The following is a 17,919-nucleotide window of genomic DNA, read 5'->3' as shown; positions in this document are numbered from 1 at the left end:
CGACATGACGTCGTAGAGCGCGACGCCCGTGCCCGCGTACAGCCGCTCCCAGCCCTGGTGCTGCAGCGGATACAGGAACGGGACCGGCTTCACGAGATGGGGCGCCAGGCGTTCCAGCAGCAGTCCGCGCTCCTTCAGGGCCTCGCGCACCAGTGCGAAGTCGAGCATCTCCAGATACCGCAGGCCGCCGTGGATCAGCTTGCTGGACCTGCTGGAGGTGCCCGACGCCCAGTCACGCGCCTCGACCAGGCCCGTGGACAGACCACGTGTGACGGCGTCCAGCGCCGTGCCCGCCCCGACCACCCCGCCGCCCACCACCAGTACGTCCAGCTCACGCTCGGCCATCCCCGCCAACGCCTCGGCGCGCTGCGCCGGCCCCAGTGTCCCTGTCCTCACCGCTGCCTCCCGCTCCGTCGCGCCGGCCGCACCGCCGGGCGAGCCCGGCTCACACCCCCTGCCCAAAGTCTGACCGGGATGCCCGGCTTCGGCCACCACGCACTCACGGCCTGTGGACAACACACAAGGAAACACGCCTCGTCAATCCCGCAAATCGGTCATATTTACTCCTAGTCTGACATTGCGTCTCACTCCTTGTGTCCACAGCGCTTGCGCACCTGTCCCGCTTCGGCTATTGGGAAGGACCGCCCACGTCATGCCCGCAGATCTCGCCGTCATCGGACTCGGTCCTCTCGGCCTGCCCCTGGCCCAGGCCGCCGTCGCCGCCGGCATCCCGACCCTCGGGTACAGGACGGGCCCCGAGACGGGTTCCCTCACCGCCGCCGAACTGCGCCGGATGCTCGCGCGGGGTTTCCGGCCCACCGGCAACCCCGCCGAACTCGGCCGTGTCCGCACCGCCGTCATCTGCGCCCCCACCCCGCAGGGCGCTGACGGCGCGCTCGACCTCACCCAGGTCGAGTCCGCCGCCCGGACGCTCGCCCGGCGGCTGCGCCCGCACACCACCGTGATCCTTCAGTCGCCGGTGCCGCCCGGCACCACGGACGCGTTCCTGCGCCCGCTCCTCGAAGAGGGCTCCGGCCTGCGCGCGGGACGCGACTTCCACCTCGCGTACTCGCCGAGCCGGGTCGACCCCGGCAACCGCCGCTTCGGGGCCGCCAACACCCCCAAGGTCATCGGCGGCCTCACCCCCGCGTGCACCGAGTCGGCCGCCGCCTTCTACGGGCGCCTGACCGACAAGGTGGTACGCGCCCGTGGAGTGCGGGAGGCGGAGACCGTACAGGTGCTGGAGACCAACTACCGGCAGGTCAACATCGCCCTCGTCAACGAAATGGCGGTGCTCTGCCACGACTTGGGCGTCGACCTGTGGGACGTCATCCGCTGCGCCGAGACCAAGCCGTTCGGCTTCCAGGCGTTCCGCCCCGGCCCGGGCGTCGGCGGCCACGCGGTGCCCCAGGACCTGGCGGGCCCGACCGGGCGCACCCTGCGGATGGTGGAACTTGCGCAGCAGGTCAACAGCCGCATGCCCCGGTACGTCGTCCAGCGCGCCGCCGCGCTCCTGAACGAGCACGGCAAGTCGGCCCGCGGCGCGCGCATCCTGCTGCTCGGCGTCACCTACAAGCCGGACCTCGCCGACCAGCAGGGAGCCCCCGCGCACGAGATCGCGCTGCGCCTGATGGAGCTGGGCGCGTCGGTCAGCTACCACGACCCGCACGTCCCCGCGTGGAGCGTCCTCGACCGCCCGATCCCGCGCGCGGACTCCCTCTACGAGGCCGTCGCCGACGCCGACCTGACGATCCTGCTCCAGCAGCACCGCACATACGACCTCCAGGGCCTGTCGGTGAAGGCGCAACTGCTGCTGGACACGCGGGGGGCGACGCCGGCGGGGGCGGCGCACCGGTTGTGAAAGGGGGCGCGCGGGTGGCCGGGCCGCAGAGGACGGTGGTCCGAGGGCGGCGGCGCCGCCACCGTACGAAGGGGTGGGGCCACCGCAGCGGCCACTGCGGCTCCGCAAGGCCCACCCGTACGGCACCCCACCGCCCGACGGCGGATCCGGTACCGTGCGAAGAGGTGGAGCCCACCGCAGAGGGCACTGCGGCAGGCCCCTGAAAAGTGAACGAGGTGTCCACCCCTACTTCTCCTGGGGGTGGGTGCTCACTTTCCGCAAATCCGCAAGATCCACCTCCTCCGGCACTTCACCATCCGAAGACGGATACGGTCCCAGCGGGTGGGCTTGCGGTGACGGCCATGGGCACGCCCCTTCCATGAGGCCGCCCGTTTGCCCGGTGAGCGGTTCATTGGGCTCCGGGCCGGGCCCCGGGCCACCGGGTCCGGAACCGCGTCTTTGGAAGGGGGCGCCCCGGAGAACCGGGTCGCCGGACAGGACGCTACCGCCCCGGCACGGCCCTCCCCCGCGTATTCGCCCCGAAAGCCACCGTGCGCCCCTCCGCCGCCCAACGCGCCCCCACCTGTGCACTTGGCCGCGCGAACGTCACACGCAGGGGCCCGGCCCACCCCGACGTGTGGACCGGGCCCCTGCGCTCAGGCCGGGCGGGGCGTCACCGCCTGTGCTGGGAGTCCGCCACCGTCACCTCGACGCGCTGGAACTCCTTCAGCTCGCTGTAGCCGGTGGTGGCCATGGCCCGGCGCAGGGCGCCGAAGAAGTTCATCGAGCCGTCCGGGGTGTGCGAGGGGCCGGTGAGGACCTCCTCGATCGTGCCGACCGTGCCGAGGCCGACCTTCATGCCGCGCGGCAGCTCCTCGTTGACTGCCTCCATCCCCCAGTGGTGGCCCCTGCCGGGCGCGTCGGTGGCGCGGGCCAGCGGGGAGCCCATCATGACGGCGTCGGCACCGCAGGCGATCGCCTTGGGGAGGTCGCCGGACCAGCCGACGCCGCCGTCCGCGATCACGTGCACATACCGGCCGCCGGACTCGTCCATGTAGTCGCGGCGGGCCGCCGCGACGTCCGCGACCGCCGTGGCCATGGGGACCTGGATGCCCAGGACGCTGCGTGTGGTGTGTGCGGCGCCGCCGCCGAAGCCGACCAGCACACCGGCCGCGCCCGAGCGCATCAGGTGCAGGGCCGCGGTGTAGGTGGCGCAGCCGCCGACGATCACCGGTACGTCCAGCTCGTAGATGAACTGCTTCAGGTTGAGCGGCTCGTGCGAGTGGGAGACGTGCTCCGCCGACACCGTCGTGCCGCGGATGACGAAGATGTCCACGCCCGCGTCGACGACCGCCTTGGAGAACTGGGCCGTGCGCTGCGGGGAGAGCGCGGCCGCGGTGACCACGCCCGCGTCACGCACCTCCTTGATGCGCCGGCCGATCAGCTCCTCCTTGATGGGGGCCGCGTAGACCTCCTGGAGGCGCCGGGTCGCGGACTCGGCGGGCAGCTCGGCGATCTCGTCGAGGAGCGGCTGCGGGTCCTCGTACCGCGTCCACAGCCCCTCCAGGTTCAGCACGCCGAGGCCGCCCAGCTCACCGATGCGGATCGCGGTGGCGGGAGAGACGACGGAGTCCATGGGGGCGGCCAGGAACGGCAGCTCGAAGCGGTAGGCGTCGATCTGCCAGGCGATCGAGACCTCCTTCGGGTCCCGCGTACGGCGGCTGGGGACGACGGCGATGTCGTCGAAGGCGTACGCCCTGCGGCCGCGCTTGCCGCGCCCGATCTCGATCTCAGTCACGTCTGTGGCCTTTCCCTCTGCGTTTCAGCGCCTCCAGTATCCCCGACGGGTGCGGCGGGGGCCCTTCCAGAGGTACGGCGAGGGCGGCCCCGAAGTCCCCGGTGCCGCCCTCAGACGTGTGCCACGCGCGCGTGGATCACTTCTGGCTGTAGTTCGGTGCCTCGACCGTCATCTGGATGTCGTGCGGGTGGCTCTCCTTGAGGCCCGCGGACGTGATCCGCACGAACCGGCCCCTCGCCTGGAGCTCCGGGACCGTCCGGCCGCCGACGTAGAACATCGACTGGCGCAGGCCGCCGACCAGCTGGCGGACGACCGAGGAGAGCGGGCCGCGGTAGGGCACCTGGCCCTCGATGCCCTCGGGGATCAGCTCGTCGTCGGAGGCGACGCCCTCCTGGAAGTAGCGGTCCTTGGAGAAGGAGCGGCGGTCGCCGCGGGACTGCATGGCGCCCAGGGAGCCCATGCCGCGGTACGACTTGAACTGCTTGCCGTTGATGAACAGCAGTTCGCCCGGCGACTCCTCGCAGCCCGCGAGCAGCGAGCCCAGCATCACCGTGTCGGCGCCGGCGACCAGGGCCTTGGCGATGTCGCCGGAGTACTGCAGGCCGCCGTCGCCGATGACCGGGACGCCGGCCTCCTTGGCGGCCAGCGACGCCTCGTAGATGGCGGTCACCTGGGGGACGCCGATGCCGGCGACCACGCGGGTCGTGCAGATGGATCCAGGGCCCACGCCGACCTTGATGCCGTCCACGCCGGAGTCGATGAGGGCCTGGGCGCCCTCGCGGGTGGCGATGTTGCCGCCGATGACGTCGGTGCCCGACGAGTTCGACTTGATCTTGGCGACCATGTCGCCGACCAGCCTGGAGTGGCCGTGCGCGGTGTCGACGACGATGAAGTCGACGCCCGCCTCGATCAGGGCCTGGGCTCGCTCGAAGGCGTCACCCGCGACGCCCACCGCGGCGCCGACCAAAAGGCGGCCCTCGGCGTCCTTCGCGGCGTTCGGGTACTGCTCCGCCTTCACGAAGTCCTTGACCGTGATCAGGCCCTTGAGGATGCCCTCGTCGTCGACCAGCGGAAGTTTCTCGATCTTGTGGCGGCGCAGCAGCTCCATGGCGTCGCCGCCGGAGATGCCGACCTTGCCGGTGACCAGGGGCATCGGGGTCATGACCTCGCGCACCCGGCGGGAGCGGTCGTTCTCGAAGGCCATGTCGCGGTTGGTGACGATGCCGAGCAGTTTGCCGGCGGGGTCGGTGACCGGGACACCGCTGATGCGGAACTTGGCGCACAGGGCGTCGGCCTCGGCGAGCGTGGCGTCCGGGTGGATGGTGATCGGGTTGGCCACCATGCCGGACTCGGAGCGCTTCACCAGGTCGACCTGGTTGGCCTGGTCCTCGATGGAGAGGTTGCGGTGGAGCACGCCGACGCCGCCCTGGCGGGCCATCGCGATCGCCATGCGTGACTCGGTGACCTTGTCCATGGCGGCGGACAGGAGCGGAATGTTGACCCGGACGTTCTTGGACACGTGCGAGGCGGTGTCGATGTCGTCGGGCGCCATGTCCGACGCACCCGGCAGCAACAGCACGTCGTCGTAGGTCAGCCCGAGTGTCGCGAATTTCTCGGGCACTCCGTCGACGTTGGCAGTCATGACACCTTCCCCAAATGGCCTTGCTCGGTGCGGATGTCCATGCTAACGGGAAGCATGGCTTGCTCATTCCACGGCCGGGAGCGACTCCGGGCTTCGTATGTTCGTACGGAAACGGCGGGCCGCCTGCTCATCCGGGGCTGCCGTCGGCGAAGAGAGGCCCTGCCCCGGGGAAAGGGGCCTCGCGAGGGCCTACTGTTCCGCGAGCGCCCGCAGCCGGCTCAGCGCCCGGTGCTGCGCCACCCGCACCGCCCCCGGTGACATTCCCAACATCTGTCCCGTCTCCTCCGCCGTCAACCCGACCGCGATGCGCAACAGGAGCAGCTCGCGCTGGTTCTCGGGGAGGTTGGCCAGGAGTTTCTTGGCCCACTCGGCGTCGCTGCTCAGCAGTGCCCGCTCCTCCGGGCCCAGCGAGTCGTCGGGGCGCTCCGGCATCTCGTCCGAGGGAACCGCCGTCGAGCCCGGGTGGCGCATCGCCGCGCGCTGCAGATCGGCGACCTTGTGCGCGGCGATCGCGAAGACGAACGCCTCGAAGGGGCGCCCGGTGTCCTTGTAGCGCGGCAGCGCGAGGAGCACCGCGACGCAGACCTCCTGGGCCAGGTCCTCGACGAAGTGCCGCGCGTCACCGGGCAGTCGCGACAGGCGCGTACGGCAGTAGCGCAGGGCCAGGGGGTGGACGCGGGCGAGCAGATCGTGAGTTGCCTGCTGGTCGCCGTCGACGGCGCGGTGGACGAGCGAACCGATCACCGTCGTCTCGTCGTCGCGCATCGGTCCATGGTGCCCCGGCGTTGTTCGCTCCGTGGCACCGCGTCCGTAGTTGTGCACCGAAGCGTTATGAGCAGGTGCGCCGGAACTCATCCCCTGCGCCTTCCCCTCACGCTCGACCGACTCGTCCCCGAGGAACTCCACACCTCAAGGATGCGGCATCCGCGGCGAAACGAGCAGCGGGCACCCGGCGGGCCGCTTCGCCAACCCCGCCCACCGTGCGGTAGGCGGGGATCCGCACACCCCCGCGGTGATCCACTTAACGGACCAGGCCCCACCGGAAGCCGAGCGCCACCGCGTGCGCGCGGTCCGAGGCGCCGAGCTTCTTGAACAGCCGCCTGGCGTGCGTCTTCACGGTGTCCTCGGAAAGGAAGAGCTCGCGGCCGATCTCCGCGTTGGAGCGGCCGTGGCTCATGCCTTCGAGCACCTGGATCTCGCGTGCCGTGAGCGTCGGCGCGGCGCCCATCTCGGCCGAGCGCAGCCGCCGCGGGGCGAGCCGCCAGGTCGGGTCGGCCAGGGCCTGGGTGACGGTCGCCCGCAGTTCCGCGCGCGAGGCGTCCTTGTGCAGATAGCCGCGCGCCCCGGCGGCCACCGCGAGCGCCACCCCGTCCAGGTCCTCGGCGACGGTGAGCATGATGATGCGCGCCCCCGGGTCGGCGGACAGCAGCCGGCGCACGGTCTCGACGCCGCCCAGACCGGGCATGCGTACGTCCATCAGAATCAGGTCCGAGCGGTCGGCACCCCAGCGGCGGAGGACTTCCTCGCCGTTGGCCGCCGTCGTCACACGCTCGACGCCGGGCACGGTCGCCACCGCGCGGCGGAGCGCCTCTCGGGCAAGCGGGGAGTCGTCGCAGACGAGGACGGATGTCATGACCGCCCTCCGCAGCTGATGCGCGTCACCTTGAGCCTCCAGGCTGGTACGAATCGTCACCTGAGCGGTCGACGCCCTCGGACGCCTGCCCGAGCGCTTCTTGTTTCAACCGCCTCCGCACTCTCAACGATGGTCACTCGAAAGAGTTACGGTGCAGCAAGCCATCTTCGGCACTGTACGTGAGGGTGCGGACACGGTGCAGACATGCGCGGCGGACCCTCGAACTTTCAACACAACCTATGCCCCATTTAGACGCTTTTCTTCCCCTTGGGCGGTGTCTGGAGCTAGATTCGCAATGAGTCATATTTTCATCTCCTAAGATCGTCTATGCACGGTCGGGGGCACGTATCCGCACAGAACGGCAACGAGGGGACATGCAATGGCAGACTTCTCCCGCCTTCCCGGTCCGAACGCGGATCTGTGGGACTGGCAGCTCCATGCGGCCTGCCGCGGGGTCGACAGTTCGCTCTTCTTCCATCCGGAGGGTGAGCGCGGGGCGGCCCGGAGCGCTCGCGAGAACTCGGCCAAAGAGGTCTGCATGAGGTGCCCCGTGCGCGCGGAGTGCGCTGCCCACGCACTGGCAGTGCGCGAGCCGTACGGCGTGTGGGGCGGACTGACCGAGGACGAGCGCGAAGAGCTCATGGGCCGGGCACGGAACCGGCTGGTACCGGCGTCGACCAGTAGCGGGGGCACGGCCGCCTCGAACAACTGAAGTAACGTTTCTGCAGACGGGCGCGCGCGAGCGTGCCCATATTCTTGGGGCGAGGGCCCCTTCTTGAGGGGGAGGACGGCGGGCGCGAGGGCCCGTCACGAGGCGCTAGCGCCTCCTTGGGCCAACGGCCGCCCTCGAGGCGAGACCTCCTTCTTCGCGCAACCGCCCCGATCGAGGCGCGAGCGCCCCCTTCCGGCAACGGCCCCAATCGAGGCGAGACCGCCTCTTCGGGCGGCGAGCCACTCTTCGGACTCCACGGCGAAGCACCACTCATCCAGCCGCGATCCCCGTTCGAGGCGGGCCCAGTGCCCCAACAGGCAACGTTCGCCCGGTCGCGTCGCCCGGCACGCTCCCCCAGGCTCTTCGAGCGGAGGGCACCCCTCACTCGCCGCACCTGCCGAAAGCCCAAGTGTCCGGTACGAGGACCCCCGGCCGGCACTCCGAGAGCACGCACCGGACACCGCGGGCACCGCACAGGACCTTCGAAACACCCCCTAGCGCCCGGCAGCCCGTTCCAGTTCCTCCAGCGTCGCCGCCACCGCCGGCACCTGGGCCAGGTCGGGCAGCGTGAGGGCGACGATCTCCCGTGGTACCGCCGGTTCCAACGTGACCGGGCGGGCGCCCCTCGGGCGTACGGACTCGAGCGCGAGCTGGGGCAGGACGGCCACGCCGAGGCCGGCGCCCACCAGGCCGGCCACCGCCGGGTAGTCGTCGGTCGCGAAGTCGATGCGGGGCGTGAAGCCGACGCTCTCGCACACCTCCACCAGTTGTCCCCGGCAGCGCGGGCAGCCCGCGATCCACGGCTCCCCTGCGAGGTCGCCGATCGCGACGGATCCCGCGCGCGCGAGGCGGTGCCTCTCGGGGACCAGCCCGACCAGCCGGTCGGTGAGCAGATGGCGCACGACCAGGTCGCCCCACTCCTCGGCGCCCGCCGCGCCCTCGTAGCGGAAGGCGAGCGCGATGTCGCAGTCGCCGGCACGCAGCCTCTCGACGGACTCGGGCGGTTCGGCCTCCTCCAGCGAGACCCGGGTGCCGGGGTGCGCGGCGCGCAGGGCGGCGAGCGCGGCGGGGACGAGCGTGGAGCTGCCGCTCGGGAAGGAGACCAGGCGCACACGGCCGGCCCTGAGCCCGGCGATGGCGGCGACCTCTTCCTCGGCGGCCGTCAGCCCCGCGAGGATGCCCGCCGCGTGCCGCACCAGCGCCTCACCGGCCTGCGTCAAACGCATCGCGCGGCCGCTGCGGATCAGCAGCGGCGTACCGACGGACGACTCCAGCGCCTTCATCTGCTGGCTGACGGCGGGCTGTGTGCAGCCCAGCTCGCGGCCCGCCGCCGAGAAGGAACCCGTCGCGGCCACGGCGCGCAGCACACGGAGATGGCGGGCCTCGATCACCCTGCGAGCATAAGGGAACCTTGGGCATCGCGGCCAATAATGCGTCGACGCTTTGACGCCGCATCCCCTACCGTGCGGCCATGAAGCTTCTGTCTCTGAATCTGGGCCGGCCCAGGGCCGTCGGGTACACCGACCAGCCGGAGGGCCTGACCGGCATCGACAAGCGGCCCGTGGACGGGCCGGTGCGGGTGGCCGCGCCCGGGCCGAAGGGCACCGGGGCGAGCGGGCTGGCCGGGGACGCGGTGTGCGATCTGCGGCACCACGGCGGAGACGACCAGGCGGTGTACGCGTTCGCCCGCGAGGACCTGGACGACTGGGAGCGGGAGCTGGGCCGGCGGCTGCCGAGCGGCTCCTTCGGCGAGAACCTCACCACCGAGGGACTCGACGTGTCCGGCGCGCTGATCGGCGAGCGCTGGCGCATCGGGCGCGAGGTGGTGCTGGAGGTCGCCTCCGGGCGGATTCCGTGCCGCACCTTCCAGGAGCACCTGGGTGAGCGCGGCTGGGTCAGGCGGTTCACCCGGAGAGGGGCGCCGGGCGCCTATCTGCGGGTGATCGAGCCGGGTGAGATACGGGCCGGCGATCCCATCGAGATCGTGCACCGGCCCGAGCACGACATCACCGTGGCCGTCCATTTCCGGGCGTCCACGACGGAACGGCATCTCCTGCCGAGTCTGTCGGCGGCCGGCGACACGCTGGACACCGAGACCGCCGCGGCGGTCCGTGAGTACGCGCGCAAGCACGCGGCGGACGGCGGACGGCGGGCGGCGGACGGCTGACGGCTGACGGCTGACGGCTGACGGCTGACGGCTGACGAGGCAGGGGCGACATCGGCGGCGGAGCCGGTGGGCGTGCTCGTACGGGGAGCGGACCGGCCCGGGCGTCCGGGCCCTCGGCACCGGGCGGCCACCGTCTCCCCGGCGCGACCCGGCGGTGTGAGCCGGCACTCCACTCCTCCCGGAGAGCGGCACAGTCAATATCGTTGGCCCATGACAACGGCTTTGATTACGGGATCGACCGCGGGCATCGGCGCCGCGTTCGCACGGCGGCTCGCCGCCGACGGCCATGACCTCGTCCTGGTGGCCCGCGACGGCAACCGGCTGCGGGAGCAGGCGACCGAGTTGCACGACCGGCACGGCATCGAGGCGGAGGTCCTGACGGCGGACCTGGCAACGGACGACGGCATCGAGACGGTCGCCCGGCGTCTGTCCGACCTCAGGAACCCGGTCGACCTGCTCGTCAACAACGCGGGCTTCGGCAACAAGGGCCGTTATCTCGACGTGCCGATGGCCGACGAGCTGCGGATGCTGAAGGTGCACTGCGAGGCCGTGCTGCGGCTGACGAGCGCGGCGTCGGAGGCGATGCGCACACGCGGGCGCGGCGGGATCGTCAACGTGGCCTCGGTGGCGGCGTTCGTCCCGCGCGGCACGTACGGCGCGTCCAAGGCGTGGGTCGTGCAGTTCACACAGGGCGCGGCGCGGGACCTGGCCGGGTCGGGGGTACGGCTGATGGCGCTGTGCCCGGGGTTCGTCCGCACGGAGTTCCACGAGCGGGCCGGGATGGGAACGGACAACATCCCGAACTGGATGTGGCTGGACGCGGACAAGCTGGTGGCCTCCGCACTCGCGGACCTGGCCCGGGGCAAGACGCTGTCCGTCCCGGACCCGCGGTACAAGGCGCTGATGGGCGTGGTGAAGGTGACACCGCGAGCGCTGCTGGGCGGGATCAGCTCGCGGACGGGGCGCAAGTACGGGCCGCGGTAGGACAGAGGTGCGGCCTTCGACGGCACGGCCGCGGGCCGCGGCAGAACAGGTGGCGCCGCCCCTCGGGTGGGAAAATGGCCTTAGACACCGGACCCAGGGGGGCCGGAGGCGGCGTCATGACATTCGTGCAGCTCATCGACTGCAAGACCAGTCGGTTCGATGAGATGAACCGGCTCTTGGACACATGGGCCGAGCAGACCCGGGGCAAACGGACGGCGACCCACAGCGTCATCGGCCAGGACCGCTCCGACGCCTCGCACCTCGTCGAGATCGTGGAGTTCCCCTCGTACGAGGAGGCGATGCGGAACTCGCGTCTTCCGGAGACCGCCCGGATCTTCCGCGAGATGGTCTCCCTCTGCGAGGAGGCACCCACGTTCACGGACCTGGACGTGGTGCGGGACGAGCAGTTGAACGCGGCGGCCGTCCGGCGGTTCTTCGAGACGCTTCCCGGTGAGGGTGAGCCGCCGCCGCTCGACGGTCTGCTCACCGAGGACCACCATCACCACGATCCCGCCGACGCGCAGGAGGTCATCGGGATGGACGCCATGCGCCGCGAACTGCGGGTGTGGCGGGACGGCTTCGACTTCGCGTTCACCGTCGAGGACCAGATCTGCGAGGGCGACCGGGTGTGCACACGATGGAGCTGGAACGGCCGGCACAGGGGCGAGTTCCTCGGGATCGCGGCCACCGGCCGGAAGGTCGCCATGACCGGCACGACCGTCTTCCGGTGCGCCGAGGACGGGAAGATCGCCGAGAGCTGGTGGCAGTACGACCGGCTCGGGCTGATGGCCCAGTTGGGGGCGCTCGACGAGCTGGAGACCTGAGGCGGGGTCACCGAGGCGTCGGCGCGTCGCGGACGCCGTGCCGGAACACGCCGGGGCCCGGCACTCCGGAGCGGAGTGCCGGGCCCCGGCGCGGACGGCCGTCCCGCGTCAGTGGGCGTGACCGTGGCCGTGGCCGGCCGCGGCCGGCTCCTCCTCTTCCTTCTTCTCGACGACCAGGGTCTCGGTCGTCAGGAGCAGGGAGGCGATGGAGGCGGCGTTCTCCAGGGCGGAGCGGGTGACCTTGACCGGGTCGATGACGCCGGCCTTGATCAGGTCGCCGTACTCGCCGGTGGCGGCGTTGTAGCCGTTGCCCTTCTCCAGGTCGGCGACCTTGGAGGCGATGACGTAGCCCTCAAGGCCCGCGTTCTCGGCGATCCAGCGCAGCGGCTCGACGACCGCGCGGCGGACGATGGCGACACCGGTGGCCTCGTCGCCCTGCTTGCCGAGGCCGTCGGCCAGCACCTTGGAGGCGTGGACCAGCGCGGAGCCGCCACCGGAGACGATGCCCTCCTCGACCGCGGCACGGGTCGCGGAGATGGCGTCCTCCAGGCGGTGCTTCTTCTCCTTCAGCTCCACCTCGGTGGCGGCGCCGACCTTGATCACGCACACGCCGCCGGCCAGCTTCGCGAGGCGCTCCTGGAGCTTCTCGCGGTCCCAGTCGGAGTCCGTGGTCTCGATCTCGGCCTTGATCTGGGCGACGCGGCCCGAGACGTCCTCGCTCTTGCCGCCGCCGTCGACGATGGTGGTGTCGTCCTTGGTGACCGTGATGCGGCGGGCGGAGCCCAGCACGTCCAGGCCGACCTGGTCGAGCTTGAGGCCGACCTCCTCGGAGACGACGGTGGCGCCGGTGAGGACCGCCATGTCCTGCAGCATCGCCTTGCGGCGGTCGCCGAAGCCGGGGGCCTTGACGGCGACGGCGTTGAACGTGCCGCGGATCTTGTTCACGACGAGGGTGGACAGGGCCTCGCCCTCGACGTCCTCGGCGATGATCAGCAGCGGCTTCGAGGAGCCCGCCTGGATGACCTTCTCCAGCAGCGGCAGCAGGTCCGCGATGGAGGAGATCTTGCCCTGGGTGATGAGGATGTACGGGTCGTCGAGAACGGCCTCCATGCGCTCCTGGTCCGTCACGAAGTACGGCGACAGGTAGCCCTTGTCGAAGGCCATGCCCTCGGTGAAGTCCAGCTCCAGACCGAAGGTGTTGGACTCCTCGACGGTGATGACGCCGTCCTTGCCGACCTTGTCCATCGCCTCGGCGATCAGCTCGCCGACCTGCTGGTCCTGGGCGGACAGCGCGGCGACGGCGGCGATGTCGGACTTCTCCTCGATCGGGCGGGCGGTGGCCAGCAGGTCGTCGGAGACGGCCTTGACGGCGGCGTCGATGCCCTTCTTCAGGGAGGCCGGGGAGGCACCCGCGGCGACGTTCTTCAGGCCCTCGCGCACCAGCGCCTGGGCGAGCACGGTGGCGGTGGTCGTACCGTCACCCGCGATGTCGTTGGTCTTGGTCGCCACCTCCTTCACCAGCTGGGCGCCGAGGTTCTCGTACGGGTCCTCGATCTCCACCTCACGGGCGATGGTGACACCGTCGTTGGTGATGGTCGGGGCACCGAACTTCTTGTCGATGACGACGTTGCGGCCCTTGGGGCCGATCGTCACCTTGACCGTGTCGGCAAGCTTGTTGACGCCGCGCTCGAGGGCGCGACGGGCGTCCTCGTCGAACTTCAGGATCTTCGCCATGGAGCGTTTCAGTCCTCTCGAATGCGATCTCCGGCCGCCGCCCTGCCGGAGCGGCCGCCATCGCGGTGAAAAACGAACGGCGCCCCCGGCGCCCGGCTTGTCAACGGTCGCGGGGGCCAGGGGCGCAGCTCACAGCGGTCTGCTTCGGTGACTTACTTCTCGATGATCGCGAGCACGTCGCGAGCCGAGAGAACGAGGTACTCCTCGCCGTTGTACTTCACCTCGGTGCCGCCGTACTTGCTGTAGAGCACGACGTCGCCGACCGAGACGTCGAGCGGAAGACGGTTGCCGTCCTCGAAGCGGCCCGGGCCCACGGCGAGGACGACACCCTCCTGGGGCTTCTCCTTCGCGGTGTCCGGGATGACCAGGCCAGAGGCCGTGGTCTGCTCGGCGTCCAGCGGCTGGACCACGATGCGGTCCTCAAGCGGCTTGATGGCAACCTTGGAGCTGGCGGTCGTCACGATCCGACCTCCCCCTTCGGAGATCTCACGGGGTTAACTGTCTGAGGTGGCGACCAGGTCGATCCGTCGTCGCGGGTGCCGGACCTGCCCGTCGCTGTGTTGGCACTCTCCAGTGGTGAGTGCCAGAGCTGAGACTATGACCGCGATTAGCACTCGGTCAAGCGGAGTGCCAGTCGCCCTCGTCGCGGCGGCCGCCCGACCGGGCGTCCGCCCCGGCGGTCGCGGCCCGACGGCGTGCGGGACGGGCCGCGGGGTTCCCGCCGAACCGGCGGGAGCGGGGCATGGAACGGGACCGCCGGCCGGGATCGCCCGAACGGCCGCTCCCGGCCCGGCTACAGGTAGTCCTCCAAGCGCCCCACCGTGAAACCCGTCGCCTGGATGCGGCGCAGGAGCCGGGTCGTCTCCGCGGTGAGGGACGTGCGGGGACGGCCCGCCTCATGGGGCAGGACGATGTCGCCGGGGCGCAGGGCCATACCGCTGCCGTACGCGCTGGGCTCCCCGCCCGGGGTCGGGCGCCACAGGATCAGGGCCGTGACGCCGCAGTCCGCCGCCGCACGCAGCGTCATGTGGTCGTAGGTGCCGTACGGCGGGCGCAGCAGCCGCGGGCGCAGGCCCAGGCGGCGTCCCATGCGGTCCCGCTGGCCGCAGATCTCGGCACGCTGCTCCTCGTAGGGGCGGCCGCGCAGCCCGGCGTGGCCGAGGGTGCGGTTCTGGATGCCCGCTCCGGCCGCGCGCAGCCGCGCGACGTGCCCGTAGCCCCGGCCGACGGCACCGGCGGTGAGGAACACGCTGACGGGCAGCCGCAGTTCACGCACCATGTCGACGAACCGGGTGTCTCTTTCGGCGCCCTCGTCGTAGGTGAGGAAGACCACCTTGTCGCGGGTGGGGACGCGGTCGAGGACGAGCGGCAGGTCTCTGTCCCCGCGGCCGTCGGCAAAGCCCGGGGAACGGTCCGGCCGGGGTGCGGGCGCGAGCGGGGCGGGCAGCCCCCAGCGACGGTAGGCCCGGTCGCGGGGCCCGTTCGAGGTGTGCACCTCCTGCGCCGCCTTCTCGCCCAGCCGTTCGAGGGGGTCGACGGACTGGGCGCAGCCGGACAGGAGGGCGACGGCGAGGGCCCCGGCGAGCAGGGTCCGCGCCTGCCGCCGCGCGCTCACAGGTGGTCCTCCGGGCGTGCCACCGCGGGGCGTACCCGGTGCCGCACGTTCCGGTCCGGCCGGCCGCGGAACCGGCCGCCCGCCCCGGCGTCGGCGCGGCCGGCTGCGAGGGCGGTGCAGGCCGGGACGACGGGGGAGGCAGGCGCGACGGGTGTGGTCCCGGCGCGCCGCGCGGTGCGCTGCACGCGGACCACCCGCCCCTTCCGCCGCCGTGCGCACTTCTTGTCGTTTTGTCGCACCAATCGCATGGTGCCGGATCCTTCCAGCCGCCGGCGGCCACGCCGGGCCGACACCGCGACCGGACGCACGCCGTCCGCCGACTGGCCGACAATGGGCCCGTGACCGACCACTCCTTCGCGTCCCTGCTCACCCCCGAGGGCCGCGCCCTCCTCGACGAGGTGCGCGGCACCGCTCCCGCCCGGGAACTGACCGTCGCCACCCGGCTGCGCCGCGAGCACCCCGCCGGACTGGTCTCGGCAGCCCTCGCGCAGGCGCGGCTGCGGGAGCGGGCGGCGGCGAAGTTCGGCGCGGACGCGGGGCGGATGTTCTTCACGCCGAACGGCGTCGAGCAGTCCACGAGGGCCACGGTCGCGGCCCACCGCGCGCGACGGCTGCGGGAGCTGGGCGCGGCCTCCGTCGCCGACCTGTGCTGCGGTATCGGCGGCGACGCGATCGCGCTCGCCCGGGCCGGCATCCGGGTCCTGGCCGTGGACCGCGACCCGCTGACGGCGGCGGCGGCCCGGGCCAACGCCGAGGCGCTGGGCCTGTCCGCACTGATCGAGGTGCGCGAGGCGGACGTCACGGAGGTGGACACATCGCCCTACGACGCGGTGTTCGTGGACCCCGCGCGGCGGGGCGGCAGGGGCAGGGTCTTCGACCCGGAGGCGTACTCACCCCCGCTGTCCTGGGCCGTGGCCGCGGCCCTGAAGGCCCCGCGAGCCGCCCTGAAGGTCGCGCCGGGCATCCCGCACGAGGCGGTGCCCGCCGAGGCGGAGGCCGAGTGGATCTCGGACGGCGGGGATGTGAAGGAGGCGGTGCTGTGGTTCGGCACGGAACCGGGACTCGTACGGGCCACTCTGCTGCCGGGCCCGCGGACGCTGCGCGGCCGGGGCCTGCCCGACCCGCCGGTGCGCCCGCTCGGCCGCTACCTCTACGAACCCGACGGCGCCGCGATCCGCGCGCACCTGGTGGCGGAGGTGGCCGAGGACCTGGACGGCGGGCTGGTCGACGAGACGATCGCGTACATCACGGCGGACGAGCTACGCGCCTCGCCGTACGCCACCGCGTACGAGATCACCGACCGGCTCCCCTTCAACGTGAAGAGGCTGAAGGCGCTGCTGCGGGAGCGGGAGGTCGGCATCCTGACCGTCAAGAAGCGCGGCTCGGCCGTCGAACCGGAGGAACTGCGGCGCAAGGTCCTGCCCAGGCCGCAGGGACCGAACGCGGTGACCGTGTTCCTGACGCGGGTCGCGGGGGCGCCGACGATGCTGCTGGGCCGGCCGGCCCGGCGGCAGCCGACCGGTTAGCGGCAGTCCTCCGCACGCGCCCAAAGCAGCTCCCGCTCCCGGTCGTTGCGGGCCAGGGAGGCGGCCCGTGCGAACTCGGTGCGGGCCTCGGCGGTCCGTCCCAGGCGGGCCAGCAGGTCGCCGCGGACGCTGGGCAGCAAGTGGTAGTCGCGCAGGGCCGGTTCGGCGGCGAGGCGGTCGACGATCTCCAGGGCCGGGCCCGGGCCCTGGGCCATGGAGACGGCGACCGCGCGGTTCAGCTCCACCACGGGCGACGGCGACCGGGCGGCGAGCAGGCCGTACAGGGTCGCGATGCTCGCCCAGTCCGTCTCCTCGTAGGTGTGGGCGTGCGCGTGGCAGGCGGCGATCGCGGCCTGGAGGGCGTACGGCCCCAGGGCGCCGGATGGGGGTCCTCCCTGCTCGAGCGAAGCCGAGAGCCTGGGGGAGGCCGCGTCGGCGCGGCCGAGGGCGGCGATGCCGCGCGCGATGAGCATGCGGTTCCAGCGGGCCCGGTTCTGGTCCCTGAGCAGGACGGGCTCTCCGGAGGGTCCCGTGCGGGCGGCGGAGCGGGACGTCTGGAACTCCAGCAGCGCGGCCAGCCCGTGCACCTCGGACTCCTTGGGCATCAACTCGGCCAGCACACGGGCCAGCCGGAGCGCGTCCTCGCACAGGGCGGGGCGCAGCAGGTCGTCGCCCGCGGTGGCCGCGTACCCCTCGTTGAAGATCAGATAGATGACCTCCAGCACGGAGTCGAGGCGGGCCTCGCGGTCCGGCCCGTACGGCACCTCGAAGGCGACGCCCTTCGCGGCGAGCGTCCGCTTGGCCCGCACGATGCGCTGGGCGACGGTGGCCTCCGGCACCAGGAACGCGCGGGCGATCTCGGCCGTGGTCAGCCCGCCGAGCAGCCGCAGGGTGAGCGCGATGCGGGACTCGGCGGACAGCACGGGATGGCAGGCGGTGAAGACCAGCCGCAGCAGGTCGTCGTCGATGTCGTCGGGGTAGGACGGCTCGTCGACGTGGTACGGCGCGGCCTCCAGGTCCCGCCCGACCTCCTCCAGCTTGCGCGCGTACCGCTCCCGGCGGCGGACGAGGTCGATCGCGCGGCGCCTGGCGGTGGTCATCAGCCAGGCGCCGGGGTTGTCGGGCACCCCGTCGCGCGGCCACTGCTCCAGGGCGGCGACCAGCGCGTCCTGCGCCAGTTCCTCGGCTATCCCGACGTCACGGACGACCCGGGCGACACCGGCGATGACGCGCGCGGACTCCATCCGGAACACGGTCTCGATGGCACCGGCCGCAGCGGCGGTGGGCTTCGGTGTCATGGGGAGCCTCCTGATGCGTGCGACCCTGCGGGGCCCGGGGATTCCGGTCCGTGCGGCCGGCCCTGCGGGGCCGGGAGTCAAGTCTGTCGCGCGCAAAGCCGTGGAGCCACGCTCCGGGTCGGGCGGGGCGGCCGTGGTCGCGCAGA

The 17,919-nt window shown here is 72.0% G+C and carries 17 protein-coding genes; 6 read left to right on the top strand and 11 right to left on the bottom strand.

Going from position 1 to position 17,919, the window contains the following annotated elements; translation table 11 throughout:
* Positions 1–396: FAD-dependent oxidoreductase (locus ACFSL4_RS12430; RefSeq protein WP_381081609.1), on the bottom strand; the 396-nt coding region annotated here is incomplete at its 3' end.
* A gap of 256 nt (positions 397–652) precedes the next feature.
* Here ACFSL4_RS12430 and ACFSL4_RS12425 point away from each other — a divergent pair.
* Positions 653–1,861: a nucleotide sugar dehydrogenase gene (locus tag ACFSL4_RS12425; RefSeq protein ID WP_381081607.1), complete on the top strand. Its 1,209-nt coding sequence runs from the start codon at positions 653–655 to the stop codon at positions 1,859–1,861.
* Positions 1,862–2,513: 652 nt separating this feature from the next.
* Here the strand turns inward: ACFSL4_RS12425 and ACFSL4_RS12420 are convergent.
* From ACFSL4_RS12420 to ACFSL4_RS12405, 4 genes are all read right to left on the bottom strand, one after another.
* Entirely contained in the window at positions 2,514–3,638 is a 1,125-nt protein-coding gene (locus tag ACFSL4_RS12420; protein ID WP_381081605.1) for a GuaB3 family IMP dehydrogenase-related protein, read from the bottom strand.
* A 136-nt stretch (positions 3,639–3,774) separates the two neighbouring features.
* Positions 3,775–5,280, bottom strand: a complete 1,506-nt coding sequence (guaB, locus tag ACFSL4_RS12415; protein WP_381081603.1) for an IMP dehydrogenase — start codon at positions 5,278–5,280, stop codon at positions 3,775–3,777.
* 189 nt (positions 5,281–5,469) lie between these two features.
* On the bottom strand, positions 5,470–6,045 hold the full coding sequence (locus ACFSL4_RS12410; protein ID WP_381081601.1) for a sigma-70 family RNA polymerase sigma factor: 576 nt from the start codon (positions 6,043–6,045) through the stop codon (positions 5,470–5,472).
* Positions 6,046–6,301: 256 nt separating this feature from the next.
* Positions 6,302–6,913 (bottom strand): response regulator transcription factor, encoded by a 612-nt coding sequence (locus ACFSL4_RS12405; protein ID WP_003948568.1) that lies wholly within the window; start codon positions 6,911–6,913, stop codon positions 6,302–6,304.
* Between the two features lie 379 nt (positions 6,914–7,292).
* Between ACFSL4_RS12405 and ACFSL4_RS12400 the strand changes: the two genes are divergently transcribed.
* A complete protein-coding gene (locus ACFSL4_RS12400; RefSeq protein WP_381081599.1) occupies positions 7,293–7,625 on the top strand; it encodes a WhiB family transcriptional regulator in 333 nt (110 codons plus the stop codon).
* Between the two features lie 494 nt (positions 7,626–8,119).
* On the opposite strand, the gene ACFSL4_RS12395 is transcribed toward ACFSL4_RS12400, so the two are convergent.
* Entirely contained in the window at positions 8,120–9,016 is an 897-nt protein-coding gene (locus ACFSL4_RS12395; RefSeq protein WP_381081597.1) for a LysR family transcriptional regulator, read from the bottom strand.
* Positions 9,017–9,096: 80 nt separating this feature from the next.
* Here ACFSL4_RS12395 and ACFSL4_RS12390 point away from each other — a divergent pair, with 80 nt between their 5' ends.
* The 3 genes from ACFSL4_RS12390 (at position 9,097) to ACFSL4_RS12380 (ending at position 11,600) form a co-directional block, all read left to right on the top strand.
* The gene (locus tag ACFSL4_RS12390) at positions 9,097–9,792 is read left to right on the top strand and encodes an MOSC domain-containing protein (protein ID WP_381081595.1); all 696 of its coding nucleotides are present in this window, start codon (positions 9,097–9,099) and stop codon (positions 9,790–9,792) included.
* A 210-nt stretch (positions 9,793–10,002) separates the two neighbouring features.
* The gene (locus ACFSL4_RS12385) at positions 10,003–10,776 is read left to right on the top strand and encodes an SDR family NAD(P)-dependent oxidoreductase (protein ID WP_381081593.1); all 774 of its coding nucleotides are present in this window, start codon (positions 10,003–10,005) and stop codon (positions 10,774–10,776) included.
* A 116-nt stretch (positions 10,777–10,892) separates the two neighbouring features.
* Positions 10,893–11,600, top strand: a complete 708-nt coding sequence (locus ACFSL4_RS12380) for an ester cyclase (RefSeq protein ID WP_381081591.1) — start codon at positions 10,893–10,895, stop codon at positions 11,598–11,600.
* Between the two features lie 108 nt (positions 11,601–11,708).
* On the opposite strand, the gene groL is transcribed toward ACFSL4_RS12380, so the two are convergent.
* The 4 genes from groL to ACFSL4_RS12360 all read right to left on the bottom strand — a co-directional run bounded on the left by groL (position 11,709) and on the right by ACFSL4_RS12360 (position 15,197).
* On the bottom strand, positions 11,709–13,334 hold the full coding sequence (groL, locus tag ACFSL4_RS12375) for a chaperonin GroEL (RefSeq protein ID WP_381081589.1): 1,626 nt from the start codon (positions 13,332–13,334) through the stop codon (positions 11,709–11,711).
* 152 nt (positions 13,335–13,486) lie between these two features.
* Entirely contained in the window at positions 13,487–13,795 is a 309-nt protein-coding gene (groES, locus tag ACFSL4_RS12370; protein WP_014178834.1) for a co-chaperone GroES, read from the bottom strand.
* A gap of 332 nt (positions 13,796–14,127) precedes the next feature.
* Positions 14,128–14,949, bottom strand: a complete 822-nt coding sequence (locus tag ACFSL4_RS12365; RefSeq protein WP_381081586.1) for a polysaccharide deacetylase family protein — start codon at positions 14,947–14,949, stop codon at positions 14,128–14,130.
* A complete protein-coding gene (locus tag ACFSL4_RS12360) occupies positions 14,946–15,197 on the bottom strand; it encodes a hypothetical protein (protein ID WP_381081584.1) in 252 nt (83 codons plus the stop codon). Before ACFSL4_RS12360 ends, ACFSL4_RS12365 begins: the two co-directional genes overlap by 4 nt.
* Before the next feature lie 90 nt (positions 15,198–15,287).
* Between ACFSL4_RS12360 and ACFSL4_RS12355 the strand changes: the two genes are divergently transcribed.
* Positions 15,288–16,475, top strand: a complete 1,188-nt coding sequence (locus ACFSL4_RS12355; protein ID WP_381081582.1) for a THUMP-like domain-containing protein — start codon at positions 15,288–15,290, stop codon at positions 16,473–16,475.
* Here the strand turns inward: ACFSL4_RS12355 and ACFSL4_RS12350 are convergent.
* Positions 16,472–17,773: an RNA polymerase sigma factor gene (locus ACFSL4_RS12350; RefSeq protein ID WP_381081580.1), complete on the bottom strand. Its 1,302-nt coding sequence runs from the start codon at positions 17,771–17,773 to the stop codon at positions 16,472–16,474. The two genes, ACFSL4_RS12355 and ACFSL4_RS12350, sit on opposite strands and share 4 nt — an antisense overlap.
* Positions 17,774–17,919 lie beyond the last annotated feature (146 nt).

The sequence above is a fragment of the Streptomyces caeni genome (assembly GCF_042678285.1).
GTDB classification, from domain to species: Bacteria; Actinomycetota; Actinomycetes; order Streptomycetales; family Streptomycetaceae; genus Streptomyces; species Streptomyces caeni.
This window is presented reverse-complemented; position numbering and strand designations above follow the sequence as displayed.

What these genes read in the sequence shown, in the direction of transcription:
- ACFSL4_RS12390 (WP_381081595.1), top strand. Translation starts at nt 9,097, where the DNA reads ATGAAGCTTCTGTCTCTGAATCTGGGCCGGCCCAGGGCCGTCGGGTAC.
- ACFSL4_RS12410 (WP_381081601.1), bottom strand. Translation starts at nt 6,045, where the DNA reads ATGCGCGACGACGAGACGACGGTGATCGGTTCGCTCGTCCACCGCGCC.
- ACFSL4_RS12380 (WP_381081591.1), top strand. Translation starts at nt 10,893, where the DNA reads ATGACATTCGTGCAGCTCATCGACTGCAAGACCAGTCGGTTCGATGAG.
- groL (WP_381081589.1), bottom strand. Translation starts at nt 13,334, where the DNA reads ATGGCGAAGATCCTGAAGTTCGACGAGGACGCCCGTCGCGCCCTCGAG.
- ACFSL4_RS12400 (WP_381081599.1), top strand. Translation starts at nt 7,293, where the DNA reads ATGGCAGACTTCTCCCGCCTTCCCGGTCCGAACGCGGATCTGTGGGAC.
- ACFSL4_RS12405 (WP_003948568.1), bottom strand. Translation starts at nt 6,913, where the DNA reads ATGACATCCGTCCTCGTCTGCGACGACTCCCCGCTTGCCCGAGAGGCG.
- ACFSL4_RS12360 (WP_381081584.1), bottom strand. Translation starts at nt 15,197, where the DNA reads ATGCGATTGGTGCGACAAAACGACAAGAAGTGCGCACGGCGGCGGAAG.
- guaB (WP_381081603.1), bottom strand. Translation starts at nt 5,280, where the DNA reads ATGACTGCCAACGTCGACGGAGTGCCCGAGAAATTCGCGACACTCGGG.
- ACFSL4_RS12350 (WP_381081580.1), bottom strand. Translation starts at nt 17,773, where the DNA reads ATGACACCGAAGCCCACCGCCGCTGCGGCCGGTGCCATCGAGACCGTG.
- ACFSL4_RS12385 (WP_381081593.1), top strand. Translation starts at nt 10,003, where the DNA reads ATGACAACGGCTTTGATTACGGGATCGACCGCGGGCATCGGCGCCGCG.
- ACFSL4_RS12425 (WP_381081607.1), top strand. Translation starts at nt 653, where the DNA reads ATGCCCGCAGATCTCGCCGTCATCGGACTCGGTCCTCTCGGCCTGCCC.